This window comes from Pseudomonas alvandae (genome assembly GCF_019141525.1).
GTDB classification, from domain to species: Bacteria; Pseudomonadota; Gammaproteobacteria; order Pseudomonadales; family Pseudomonadaceae; genus Aquipseudomonas; species Aquipseudomonas alvandae.
The window spans coordinates 6,090,403-6,103,635 of record NZ_CP077080.1; the positions used below are offsets into that span (position 1 = coordinate 6,090,403).

9 protein-coding genes are annotated in these 13,233 nt (G+C 62.7%); 3 read left to right on the forward strand and 6 right to left on the reverse strand.

Features of this window, described 5'->3' with window-relative positions; all coding sequences use genetic code 11:
- Positions 1-498, forward strand: coding sequence for a hypothetical protein (locus KSS97_RS27240; RefSeq protein WP_198796872.1), 498 nt, complete (start codon positions 1-3; stop codon positions 496-498).
- 207 nt (positions 499-705) lie between these two features.
- Here KSS97_RS27240 and KSS97_RS27245 read toward each other — a convergent pair whose 3' ends face one another.
- From KSS97_RS27245 to KSS97_RS27270, 6 genes are all read right to left on the reverse strand, one after another.
- The gene (locus tag KSS97_RS27245; protein ID WP_198796873.1) at positions 706-1,173 is read right to left on the reverse strand and encodes a chemotaxis protein CheW; all 468 of its coding nucleotides are present in this window, start codon (positions 1,171-1,173) and stop codon (positions 706-708) included.
- The gene (locus KSS97_RS27250; protein ID WP_217860553.1) at positions 1,166-7,084 is read right to left on the reverse strand and encodes an Hpt domain-containing protein; all 5,919 of its coding nucleotides are present in this window, start codon (positions 7,082-7,084) and stop codon (positions 1,166-1,168) included. The genes KSS97_RS27245 and KSS97_RS27250 overlap by 8 nt, the downstream gene beginning before the upstream one ends.
- Before the next feature lie 187 nt (positions 7,085-7,271).
- Entirely contained in the window at positions 7,272-9,332 is a 2,061-nt protein-coding gene (locus KSS97_RS27255) for a methyl-accepting chemotaxis protein (RefSeq protein WP_030137897.1), read from the reverse strand.
- 153 nt (positions 9,333-9,485) lie between these two features.
- The gene (locus tag KSS97_RS27260) at positions 9,486-10,025 is read right to left on the reverse strand and encodes a chemotaxis protein CheW (protein WP_217860554.1); all 540 of its coding nucleotides are present in this window, start codon (positions 10,023-10,025) and stop codon (positions 9,486-9,488) included.
- Between the two features lie 10 nt (positions 10,026-10,035).
- The gene (gene pilH, locus KSS97_RS27265; protein ID WP_030137899.1) at positions 10,036-10,398 is read right to left on the reverse strand and encodes a twitching motility response regulator PilH; all 363 of its coding nucleotides are present in this window, start codon (positions 10,396-10,398) and stop codon (positions 10,036-10,038) included.
- Between the two features lie 44 nt (positions 10,399-10,442).
- Positions 10,443-10,874: a response regulator gene (locus KSS97_RS27270; protein ID WP_030137900.1), complete on the reverse strand. Its 432-nt coding sequence runs from the start codon at positions 10,872-10,874 to the stop codon at positions 10,443-10,445.
- A 224-nt stretch (positions 10,875-11,098) separates the two neighbouring features.
- Here KSS97_RS27270 and gshB point away from each other — a divergent pair, with 224 nt between their 5' ends.
- Both gshB and KSS97_RS27280 read left to right on the forward strand, forming a co-directional pair.
- Positions 11,099-12,070: a glutathione synthase gene (gene gshB / locus KSS97_RS27275; protein ID WP_217860555.1), complete on the forward strand. Its 972-nt coding sequence runs from the start codon at positions 11,099-11,101 to the stop codon at positions 12,068-12,070.
- 96 nt (positions 12,071-12,166) lie between these two features.
- Entirely contained in the window at positions 12,167-13,063 is an 897-nt protein-coding gene (locus tag KSS97_RS27280) for an energy transducer TonB (protein WP_030137902.1), read from the forward strand.
- Positions 13,064-13,233 lie beyond the last annotated feature (170 nt).

The window sequence follows — 13,233 nt, forward strand, 5'->3', positions numbered from 1 at the left end:
ATGAACGACAACGAATACGGGCACGACTTTGAAGATGGAAAACGCAACGGCTGGGAAAATGATATTGGCTCCCTGGATGGGACGCTCAAGTCGGAACAAGACCCAGGCGGCAAGAAGAATACCTTCTGGTCCGGCAAGCTGGAATACAGACCCCCATCAACGTTTCAGCCATCTCTCGCCAAGATGTTTACCTTTCCAGAACCAAAGCAAGACAAAGGTTTTCTTCTCACATCCTTCAGATACCGCGTTCACCCACCGGAGGCGGGGGAAGCAGAAACGATCAGAGTCATAGTTACTGCAAACGTATCGCTGGGCTTTTCCGCTTTTTGGATATATCCGAGCACGCCAACCGGTACGTGGCTCCCGAGTGATCTAATTGCGGTTTCCTACTCTGGTACCGGGGCCCATGTCGTGATCGGTACGGATTTCGGGGAGTCTGGTGTGTCCCGTAAGCTGGACATCGATGACATCAAGGTCGAGCGGGTTCCCGATAAATAGACAATCACGAAAGGTCGCCTGGCTTTGCAGGTTTTTACCCAGGGGGACCCGTTCCCTCGTCGCGGTTTTTGGTAACCCGATATATCAAGTTGAATAATTACCTTGTGGGAGCGGGCTTGCTCGCGAAGGCGGTATATCAGTCAACATTGACGTGTCTGACACTCCGCTTTCGCGAGCAAGCCCGCTCCCACAGTTACGGTGTCAGGCCTATTTTCTTATCAGCCCCGCAGCAACCACCAACTCTTCCATCGCCAGCAAATCCGGCACCTTCGCCACATGTTCCCCGACCTGCACCGCCGCCTGCTCCAGCCCGCACAGCGGCACGTCGACGTAGCTCAACTGGCTGTCGAGCTTGCAGGAACGTGGAATACCTTGGACCAGCAAAGCGATGAAGCGCAGTTCCGGGCGCCCGCCCAGGGCGTTGAGCACGACGATGCGGGCGCGCTCGCCGATGACGGTTTTCTGGCCGCAGGCCGACTCGAAGCTCAGCAACGGGATTTGTCGCTCGCGCCAGCTTACCCAGCCCAGGAACCACGGTGGCGTGTCCATATCGAAGGCGCTGCGCTGGTAGTCGATCAGCTCGGCCACCGCCACGTTGGGCAAGATCAGATGACGATCGGCCAATGGCAGCAACAGCCCGGTGAGGTGGCTGGTACGAGGGTGAAAGTCATGCATGGGTCTTGCTCCAGTAGGCGATGCTGTCGAGCAGCACCGATTCCTGGTACGGCTTGCCCAGGTAGTCATTGACGCCGATGGCCATGGCGCGGTCGCGGTGTTTCTGGCCGGTGCGGGAGGTGATCATGATGATCGGCAGGTGCGCCAGGCGCGGGTCGTTGCGCACCTGCGTGGCGACTTCGAAGCCGTCCATGCGCGGCATCTCGATGTCGAGCAGCATCAGGTCCGGCGAGTGTTCGGCCAACAGGGCCATGGCGTCCACGCCATCCTTGGCGGTGAGGACGTGCATGCCATGGCGCTCCAGCAGCCGGCTGGTGACCTTGCGCACCGTCACGGAGTCGTCCACCACCAGCACCAGCAGCGGCCGTTGCGGTTCGCCATCGCCTTCAGTCGGCACTTCGCGACGCGGTACCTGGTGGGGCAAGGCGCGGATCGGTGCCAACAGGTCGAGAATCAGCACCACTCGCCCATCCCCCAGGATCGTCGCCCCGGACAGGCCCCGCACCGCCGAAAATTGCGGGCCAAGGCTCTTGACCACGATCTCCCGGGTGCCGGTGGTGGCGTCGACCTGAACCGCGACATGCCGTTCGTTGCACTGCACCAGCAACACCGGCAAGGGTTGGCTCTGGCCCAGCAGTTTCGGGCGGGCGCCGGTTTTCAGCAGCTCACCCAGGTAACACAGCTCGTAGCGCTGCCCGGCGTAGGTGTAAGTCGGCGGATCGAGCTGGTAATAGCCATCCAGTTCGGCGGGCAACACCCGGACGATGCTCTCGATGGTGTTCAGCGGAATGGCGTATTGGTCTTCGTGGCACTGCACCATCAGCGCGCGGTTGACCGCCACGGTGAACGGCAGGCGGATGCGAAAATGCACACCCTGCCCAGGCGTGGAGTCGATGGACATGGTGCCACCCAGTTGCCGCACCTCTTCGTGGACCACGTCCATGCCGACACCACGTCCGGAAATCTGGGTGATCTTTTCCGCCGTGGAAAAGCCCGGCTGGAGGATGAATTGCAGCACGTCACGGTCGCTGATGTCGCTGTCGGGCGCCAGCAGGCCCCGTTTGATTGCCTTGCGCCGCACCGCGTCCAACGGCACCCCGGCGCCATCGTCACGGATGTCGAAAATGATGTCGCCGCCCTCTCGCGACAAATCGAGACTGATGCGCCCACGGGCCGGCTTGCCGGCGGCGATGCGCACGTCAGCCGGCTCCAGGCCATGGTCGACGGCGTTGCGCAGCATGTGTTCCAGAGGCGCGGCCATGCGTTCAAGCACGTTGCGGTCCATCTCGCCCTCGGCATTATCGACCACGAACTCGACGTCCTTGCCCAGCTCCTGCGCGACTTGCCGGACGATGCGCTTGAGGCGCGGCAACATACGCTCGAACGGCACCATGCGCGTACGCACCAGGCCTTCCTGCAGCTCGGTGTTGATGCGCCCTTGCTGTTGCAGCAGGTTTTCCGCGTCGTGATTGCTGCGGTCGAGGGTTTCCTTGAGGTCGAGCAAATCCGAGGCCGACTCGAACAATGCCCGGGACAATTGCTGCAGTTGCGAATGGCGATCCATTTCCAGCGGATCGAACTCTTCGTAGCCCAGGCGCTCGGCATCCACTTGTTGACGACTGAGGATCCGTCCCTGGGTTTCGGTGTCCAGGCGCCGCAACTGATCGCGCATGCGCTCGATGGTGGTTTCCATCTCGCCCAGCGCCACGCGCGCGTCGTTGACCTGCTGTTCGATGCGCCCTCGGAAAATCGAGGTCTCGCCGGCCAGGTTCACCAGGTCGTCGAGCAATTCGGCGGACACCTTGACCATGTCAGCGCCGTCGCTCGGCGTAGCGGGTTCGGCTCGCGCAGGCAGCGTTGGCGATGGGGCGATTGGCGGCGCGGCAGCGTCTTCTGACGCCTCGCTCACCTGCGGATGGTTGACCGCCTGGATCCGCGCAATCAGCCGGTCACCGGGCGGACACGGCTGGCCGGCGCGAACGGCGTCGAGCATTTGCGCCAGGCGATCATGGCCTCCCTGCACCAGCGTAAACAGCGCCGGGCTCGGCTGCAGCAGTCCTGTCGACAACCCTTCATAAAGGTTTTCCAGCTCATGGGCGAGGTCGCCGATGGGCGCGATTTCGACCATTCGCGCGCCGCCCTTGAGGGTATGCAGGTCGCGCAACAGGGTTTCCACGGCCTGGCGGTTCGCCGGATCCTCCTGCCAGCGCAGCAACGCCGCGCCGGAACTGTCGAGGATGTCGAAGCCCTCTTCGAGGAATATTTCCAGGAGTTCGGGGTCATGGCCCGCGGCGTCACCTTGATGGGACGGCGGCAGCTCGATGGTATTCGGCTTGTCCTGGCGGAACCGGTGCAGGGCATCGATCAGCGCAACGGGGTCACCCAGCGGTTGTCCTTGCTGCAACTGCCCCAGCAGCAGGTCGAGACGCTCGTGACTGTTGTTGAGCAACTGCGCCAGCGCCTCGCTGTAGCTGTAGCGGCGGTCCACCAACCCCTCATAGAGATTTTCCAGTTCCTGGGCCAGATCACTCACCGGCCGGATATCGGCCATGCGCGCGCCGCCCTTGAGGGTATGCAAATCCCGCTGCAGCGATGACAGCGGCGCGCCGTTGTCCGGATCCGCCAGCCAGCGCTGCAAGGCCTGGGCGGCGCTCTCGAGAATGTCCTGCGCTTCTTCGAGGAAGATTGAAGCGATGTCATCGTCCACGGACGTATCGGCGCTCGCGCCGTGTTCCATTTCGGCCGTCGCCTGGCCCAGCTCGCGAATGCTCAGGGTGCGACTGCCGTCGCTGCGAATCAGCCCCGTGGCGGCCGGGTCGAGACTTTCCTGGAGCAGCGTGCGAAGAGCCTGCACCCGCTCGGGTTGCGAATGCACTTCCTGCCCGGCCGCCAGTTCGTCGAGCATGTCGATCAACGCTTCATGGGCGCGTTGCGCTTCCTGGAAGAATGCGTCGCTGACCGCCAGGCTGCTCTCTTCGACCGCGCCGTAAAGGTCGAGCAAGGCTTCGCAAAGTTCATCCACCGGGTGCAGGTCGGCCAGGTGCGCGCCTTCGCCCAGGGTGGTCAACTCGTCGAGCAACGCGCTGAGCTCCTGGCCTTCGCCAGGATGCTGTTGCCAGCGCTGCAGCAGGTTTTCAGCATCCAGCAGGATGTCCATGCCCTGGGCGAGGAAGTTGTTGATCAACTGCGGATCACGCTTGGTCCGCGCGCCTTGGTCCGGTGTGCCGAGGACCGCTTGCAAGCGCTCGGTCATCAGTGCCTGGGCGCGCTGGATCAGGTCGGCGGCACCGGAGATCGGCGCCAGCGGCTCGCTGTGCAGTTGACGCAGCCCTCGTCGTAACAGCCCTTCGCCTTCGAGCAGCAGCTCCACCTCATCCAGGTCCAGGGCGATCAAGTGCGCCTTGTATTCCCGGGCCAGTTCGTCCAGCGCCCCGGCGAGCTCGGCAATGGGCAGCACGCCAGCCATGGAAGCGCTGCCCTTGAGCGTGTGCAGGGCACGTTGCAGTTCGTCGTTGGCCTGCAGCGGAAGGTGTTCGGCGGCCTGGTCGAGGAAGCGATTGAGCGCAGCGAGGTGCCCCTGGGCTTCGTTGTCGAAGATCTTCAGCAACAGCGGGTCAAGCGCCGCCACGTCCTGTTCATCGTCCTCTTCGACATCGCCGCCCTTGGCGAGCCCGTGGGCGCGAGCAGCCAGGCGGTCGACATCATCACGCTGGCGCTGGTGATGAGCCGCAAACTCAGCGACCAGCCCCGGCAGCAATTGCACCGTCTCAACAACCAGCTGCAGGACCGAAGCGCCCGGCTCGACACTGCGTTCCAGCACGCGGTTGAGCAGGTTTTCCACCGCCCAGGCCAATTCTCCCAACACCAGCGCCCGGACCATCCGGCCGCTGCCCTTGAGGGTATGGAAAGCCCGCCGCAGTTCTGTCAAGGCGCCGTGGTCGTCGGGGTCGGCCGTCCAGCGCGGCAGGTATTCATGCAAGACATCCAGTACTTCGTCGGTCTCCTCGAGGAACACCTCGCGCAGTTCATCGTCCACCGGGCTTTCATCCACGGGGGGCGGCAGCAGGCTACCCGGCATGTTCCTCGCCGGCGGGTTGACCGCCGAGACCGGGTTGGCCAGGACTTCGGCCAATGACTGCACGGTCTGGGGATCGTCCAGTTCCTGCAAATCCTGCATGACCTGGGCTTCGTTGGGGCTCAGTACATCATCGAGCAACGGGACGCGAGCTTCGTCAGGGAAATAACCGAGGACGCCCAGGCTGCGCTCGACGCCGTCCAACAGGCTCTCGGCGGGCTTCAGCGGGTCTTCGCCCAAACGCTCCAGGTAATATTCCAGGCCGCTGATCACATCGGCCAGGTGATCGAGCTCCTCCCACCCTGGCTGGGCATGTTCGAGCAGCAGGTGCTCGCGGATGAATTCGTTGCACGCCTCCACCAGCCTGGCGGCACGGCTCAACGGGATCATCGCCAGCGCACCGCGCACCTGGGTCAGCAGCGCGGGCATTTCCGTGAGCTGCTCGCTGTTCCAGTCGGCGTCGATGTAGTCGACGATCATGTCCTTGGCCTGTTGCAGGCAGGTGTGGGCTTCCTTGATGACGATCTGGTGGATCTGGGTCAGGTCGATCGTCGGCAGGTGGTTGTCTTCGCGACTTTCAGGTTCGACGGTGCCGACCATGCCGGCCAGCGTCGCCTCGACGTAGAGCAAGGCGCCGGCGACGTCCATCAGCGTCGCATCGTCAGGCTCGCGCTGGCCCTGGGCGAGGCTCAGCACCACGGCCAACTGATCGATGATGACTTTGCGCGGCTGGCCAAACCCCAGCACCGCCAACGTGTCAGCGATTTGCCGCAAGGGCGCCAGCAGGCTGTCCAGTTCCGAGGCATGCTGGCGATCGCTGCGCACGAACAGGTCCAGGCGCTCCTTGACCCGCACCAACTCCTCGCACAATGCGGCAAGGACCGAGCGCATGGCATCGCGGTCGGGCCCGGCCAGGCGCGCGCGTTCTTCGTCGACCATGGCGCTGTCGGGCAGCGCATCGTCCAGTGAGTAGCGTTCTTTCATGATCTGCATCTGCCCGCTGGGATGTTCGGCCTTGGCAATATAGAACAACAGACTCTTGAGCAGGTGTGGCGGGGCCGGCTGATTGATGCCGGATATGCCTTGCTCCAGCAAGCGCTTGAGTTCCTTGTCGGCGTCCTTGAACAGGCTGCGCAGCGCCGGACTGTTGGCGATACGCCCGTCGCGCATGCCTTCGACCAGCGCCGAGGCGACTTGCCACAACGCATTGAGCGGCGCTCCGGCGCACAGGGCTTCGAGACGGTGGAAGACCTTGGCCAGGTAACCGAGATGCGTGACGTCGTCCTGCTCACGCAGCAATCCCGCCAGCGCGACTTGCAGGCTCTGGCGCAACTTGCGCAGGATATTCGGCAGGTCGGCCGGTTCGAGCCGCTTCAAGGCGTCATCGTCGAGCGGCGCGATGTCTGGCAGTTCCGGGCTGAACAGGCGGGTTTCGGACAACAGGCCTTCACCCCGGGCACTGCGCAAGTCGTTGATCAACGGCAGTACCACCAACGGCAGGTCGCGGCGGGCGCCGTGGACGCGCTCAAGGTAAGTCGGCAGTTGGCCAAGCGCCTGGCGCAACAGGCTGATGGCCTCGTCGCGGTGGGCGATACGGTTGTCCTGCAGGGCGATGCACAGTTGTTCCATTTCCTCGGCGAGCAACGCCGCGCCATAGAACTCGACCATCTGCAGGCCGCCATGGACCTGATGGATGCAGGCCAGGCACTGGCCGAGGGCATCCACTGCCTGCGGATCGTCCACCAGGCGGTTGAGGGCCAGGTGGGCCTGCTTCAGCGTTTCGGCAATCTCGCCCTTGACCCATTCCAGGGCCACATAGTCGTGCCGATCACCCATAACCACTCCAAATCAACAGTCGTATGCCGCAGGATTACATCAGCCTTTGTGGCGAGGGAGCTTGCTCCCGCTTCGGGCGCAGCGGCCCCAAGAACTTTGTGAGCGCTGCGCACTCAAGCGGGAGCAAGCTCCCTCGCCACAAAGCCTCCTCGCCACATGCCCTTTTTCAATATGCAGGGCTGGTCAGTTACTGCTTGTCCTCATCGCCAGCCGGCCCCGCCGGCAAGGTGAACCCTGACACCGACCGGCGCAGTTGGCTGGCCATTTTCGCCAGGTTGCCGATGCTCTCTGCCGTGGCCGTGGAGCCCGAGGACGTTTGCGAAGTGATCTGCTGGATCACGTTCATGGTCAAGGATATCTGGCCCGCCGAGGTGGTCTGTTGCTGCGCCGCGTTGGAAATACTCTGGATCAGCGCCGCCAGGGTCTTGGACACGCCTTCGATTTCTTCCAGGGCCACGCCGGCATCCTGGGCCAGCCGGGCGCCGCGCACCACTTCGGTGGTGGTCTGTTCCATGGAAATCACCGCCTCGTTGGTATCGGCCTGGATCGCTCGCACCAGCGTTTCGATCTGCCGCGTCGCGGCCGAGGAGCGCTCCGCCAGCCGCTGAACTTCATCGGCCACCACCGCAAAGCCGCGCCCGGCATCACCGGCCATGGACGCCTGGATCGCGGCGTTGAGCGCCAGGATGTTGGTCTGGTCGGCGATGTCGTCGATCAGGCTGACAATGTCGCCAATTTCCTGGGACGACTCGCCCAGGCGCTTGATGCGCTTGGCGGTGTCCTGGATCTGCTCGCGGATGTTGTCCATGCCATGAATGGTGTTGTGCACCACCTCGTTGCCCTTGTTGGCGATCTCCACGGAGCGCTCGGCCACCGCCGACGATTCGGCGGCATTGGCCGACACCTGGTCGATGGATTGGGCCATTTCATTGATTGAAGTCGAAGCTTCGGAAATTTGCTGGGCCTGGTGTTCGGACGCCTGGGCCAGGTGCATCGCCGTGGCCTGGGTCTCCTGCACCGCGGCGGCCACCTGGCCGGCAGTGAGGTTGATCGTCGCCACCAGATCGCGCAGCTGGTCCACCGAATAATTGATGGAATCGGCGATGGTCCCGGTGAAATCCTCGGTGACCGAGGCGGTGACGGTCAGGTCGCCGTCGGCCAGGTCTTCGATCTCGTCCAGCAAGCGCATGATCGCGTTCTGGTTGCGTTCGTTCTTTTCCGCCGTTTCGCGCAACTGGCGGTTGGTTTCGCGAACCATCACCAGGCCGATGAGGATGATCGACATCAGCGCCAGCAGACCCAGCACATAACCGCCAATGGTGTTGACGGAGCGCCCGCCCGCCAGGTTTTCGAACGCCGAAGCCAGGTGCGAGGCTTCATCCAGCAGGGTTTGCGACAGGTTGAAGATGTTGCCCGCCGATTCGCGAACCTTGAACAGTTCCGGGGAGGTCTCGAGGATTTCATCCACCGAGCCCGAGACGAACTCGAACAGCTCACTGATTTCGCTCAGGCGCGCCCGGGCATCGCGGTCCTGCACCTGGGAAATCTTCAAGGTCGGGTCGCCTTGCAGCATGCCGTTGAGCACCTGGCCGAAACGCGCGGCATCACGACCGAACGTATCGGCGGCCTGGCTGGCGTTTTCGTCCCCCGCCAACACGGTATTCACCGCGCCGAGAATCCGCTCGGCCAGCAGCGATTGGCGCTGGGCCATGGCCACCTGGGGGGCCGGTGCGCCCCTTTGCAGGAGGATTTCGACGACTTTCTCGTATTCGACTTGCAGTTGCGGCACGGTTTCGGCCAGCGTCGCCGCGACCTGATGCAGCGACAAGACGGTTTGTTCGCTGGAAAGAATGGCATCGGTGTTCTTGAGCAGGCGCTCCCAGTCCAGCTGCACGGCGCGCATCTGCGGACGCAGGGTGGCAGGCGCAGGCGGCAGGCCGGTGACCGGGTCGCCCTGCTTCAGATAACCCCAGCGCTGGGCGAAATCATTGCGCGCATCGCTCAGCAATTTGAACGCGGCGGCCTTGCCGGCGGCGGCCTCGGTGGCGTTCTTGGCAATGCGCTGGGACAACACCCGCAGCTCACCGGCGTGCCCGATGTATTGCTTGTCATAGGTGGACTGGATGTTGAGGTACGCGAAGTTGGCGAACAACAGCATGATGAAGACAATCAACGCGACGAACAGCACGATGATCTGCGAACGACTGCGCGACGCTTCCAGTGGCTTGCCTGTTTTTGCTTTGATCATCGGTTCTCGCCTGTCCCCAAAACCCCAAACCACCGCCATTCAAATGTGGGAGCGAGCTTGCTCGCGATAGCGGCGGTACAGCTTGCATCAATGTTGACTGCACTGGCGCTATCGCGAGCAAGCTCGCTCCCACAGGGGCCGCGCTGCGGCCTGTTAAACCGCCACATCCATGAATCCCGACGACCGCGCCAGGGCAAACGGACTGAACACCTGCCACTGCCGCTCGCCCTCGAACCGGCCCTGGACGAAGGCCGTCTCCGGGCCATCGAGGTCGTTCGCCGGGGCCGACTCCAGGCCGTCCCGGGCAAAATGCTGCAGGCCGAGCACTTCGTCCACCAGCAAACCGGCGAACACCTCGTCATGGTCCACCACCAGCACCCGCCGCTGCTTGCGCACGCTGGACAGTTCATGGCCGAAGAAGCCGCACAGATCCATCAACGGCAGCAAACGCCCGCGCAGGTTAGCCACTCCGCGAACCCATGGCTTGACCCCGGGCAACGGCGTGTGACGCGGCTCGTGCAGCACTTCGCTGACTTCACCCATGGGCGCCACGAACCAGTGTTCGCCCAGGCGAAAGCCGATACCGCTCCAGGTGTCGCGGTGGACCGGTTGGGACGGCAGGTCCGCGCCCAGCAACCGACAGCGCCGATCGATCCGCAGCAACAGCTCGAAAGCGGTCAGGGATTGGCTCATGGCCGTGCGTTCAACCCAGTACTTTGTTCAGGGTTGCGATCAGGGTGTCTTCATCCACCGGTTTGGTCAGGTAATCCCTCGCGCCCTGGCGGGTGCCCCAGACCTTGTCGGTTTCCTGGTCCTTGGTGGTGATGATGATCACCGGAATGTGCCCGGTGTCCGGGTCCTTGGTCAGTTGGCGAGTGGCCTGGAACCCGTTGAGGCCGGGCATGACGATGTCCATCAATACCGCGTCGGGTTTTTCCTGGCGGGCCAGTGCCACGCCATCGGCGCCGTTCTCAGCCTTGAGAACCTGATGACCGTGCTTTTCCAGCATGCCGGTCAGTTTGTACATTTCAGTCGGCGAATCATCGACGATCAGAACTCGTGCCATGGTGTTCCCCATTTTCTGTAGACCTCGGGCCCGCAGGCCGAGCGTCATGAGTTTGCCTGGTGCGGCTGGACAGCGGAAAAGCCCGGGACATGGGCCTGTATCGCGCCCAGCAATTCTTCCTTGCTGAAAGGCTTGGTCAGAAACTGATCGGAGCCGACGATGCGCCCCTTGGCCTTGTCGAACAGGCCATCGCGGGACGACAGCATGATCACTGGCGTCGCCTTGAAGGCCCCGTTGTTCTTGATCAGGGCGCAGGTCTGGTAACCGTCCAGGCGCGGCATCATGATGTCGACAAAGATAATGCCTGGATGATGGTCGACGATCTTGGCCAGCGCATCGAAGCCGTCGACCGCCGTGATTACCTCGCAACCGACGTTGCGCAGCAGGGTTTCGGCGGTGCGGCGGATAGTCTTCGAGTCGTCGATGACCATGACCTTCAAGGCGCTGGGTTGCTGCTGCGTAGATTGCTCTGCCATTGCCACTGCGAACCGGTTTTTAACGCATAAGTGTGAACGACAGCGCAAACCCTTGATGTTCAAGGCCCGCACGTCACATGGCAGCCTTTTTAGCACAGTCTCCATCGCCGATCTATCAGCCGCTCGGCACGGTGGTTTTTCCTTGACCGCCAATCTTCCGGGCGCCACTCTGACGCCACTTTTTCACGCCATTTGTGCCCATCGAAATTATGAGGAACCAAGCCATGAGCGTACGCGTCGGCATTGTCATGGACCCAATCGCCAGCATTTCCTACAAGAAGGATAGCTCGCTGGCCATGCTGCTGGCCGCTCAGAAGCGCGGCTGGGAACTGTTCTACATGGAGCAGCGCGACCTCTACCAGGCCGAAGGCCAGGCCCGGGCGCGGATGAAACCGCTGAAAGTCTTCGCCAACCCGGAGAAATGGTTCGAACTGGGCGAGGAAAGCGATGCACTGCTGAGCGACCTGGACGTGATCCTGATGCGCAAGGATCCGCCGTTCGACATGGAGTTCGTGTACTCCACCTATCTGCTGGAACAGGCTGAAAACGCCGGCGTGCTGGTGGTCAACAAGCCGCAGAGCCTGCGCGACTGCAATGAAAAGCTGTTCGCCACGCTGTTCCCGCAATGCACGCCGCCGACCATCGTCAGCCGTCGTCCGGACGTGTTGCGTGAATTCGCCGATCATCACGGCGACGTTATCCTCAAGCCGCTGGACGGCATGGGCGGTTCTTCGATCTTCCGCCACACCGCCGGCCACCCGAACCTGTCGGTGATCCTGGAAACCCTGACCTTGCACGGCAAGCAGCAAATCATGATCCAGGGCTACCTGCCGGCCATCATCGACGGCGACAAACGCATCCTGATGATCGACGGCGAGCCCGTGGACTATTGCCTGGCGCGCATCCCGGCGGCCGGCGAAACCCGTGGCAACCTGGCGGCCGGTGGTCGTGGCGAAGCCCGTCCGCTGACCGACAAGGACCGCTGGATCGCCGCCCAGGTCGGCCCGACGCTGCGGGAAAAAGGCCTGTTGTTCGTCGGCCTGGACGTGATCGGCGAGCACCTGACGGAAATCAACGTCACCAGCCCGACCTGCATCCGCGAAATCGACAATGCCTTCGGCACCGACATCGGCGGGATGCTGATGGATGCCATCGAGAAGCAGCTGCAAGCGGCAAGTCACAAGCGACAAGTTTGATGCAGCTTGTCGCTTGCAGCTTGAGGCTTGAAGCTAAAAACCAACATTGCGTTATCATGCCCGGCCTGTGAAACCCGCGATGTTGGTTTTTTTGCCATGACACTCCCGTCCGATCTGCCCCTAGAGCTCGCCCATCGTGGCGTGCGCGCGGCCGATCGTCTCGGTTTTACCCTGTTCCTGGCGGCCCTGGTCCACCTGGCCGTGCTGCTGGGCGTCGGCTTTGCCACGGTCGAGCCCAAGCAGATCAGCCAGACCCTGGAAATTACCCTGGCGACGTTTAAGAGCGAGACCAAGCCCAGGAAGGCCGACTTTCTCGCCCAGGAAAACCAGCAAGGCAGCGGCACCCTGGAAAAGAAAGCAACGCCCAAGACCACCGAGATCGCGCCGTTCCAGGACAACAAAGTCCAGAAGATCACCCCACCGCCGGCCGCCAAGCCGGAGGTTCAGGAGACGGCGCCCAAGGCTGCCGTGACCACCGTGGCGCCGAAGCCGAAAAAGGCCCCGGTCAAGGAAGAGGTCAAGCCCGATCCGAAGCCCAAGGCGCCTGAGCCGACCTTCGACAGCTCGCAGCTTTCCAGCGACATCGCCAGCCTGGAAGCCGAGCTGGCCCAGGAGCAACAGCTGTACGCCAAGCGTCCGCGCATTCACCGCCTCAGTGCCGCTTCGACCATGCGCGACAAGGGTGCCTGGTACAAGGATGAGTGGCGCAAGAAGGTCGAGCGCATCGGCAACCTCAATTACCCCGAGGAAGCCCGGCGCAAACAGATCTACGGCAACCTGCGGCTAATGGTCTCGATCAACCGCGACGGCTCGCTGTACGAGGTGCTGGTGCTCGAATCCTCCGGCCAACCCCTGCTGGACCAGGCCGCCCAGCGGATCGTACGCCTGGCCGCGCCGTTCGCGCCGTTCACCGGGGACCTGTCGGACATCGACCGCCTGGAAATCATCCGCACCTGGAAGTTTGCCCGCGGTGATCGGCTGTCCAGTAACTGATAACCACCCAATTCCCTTGTGGGAGCGAGCTTGCTCGCGATAGCGGACGGTCAGTCGACCTCTGTGTTGAATGATCAATTGCTATCGCGAGCAAGCTCGCTCCCACAGGGGATCGGTGACAGTCTCAGGCATTTCCTGGCTTGTCAGTTCGGCCCTGCCCCGCCACACTA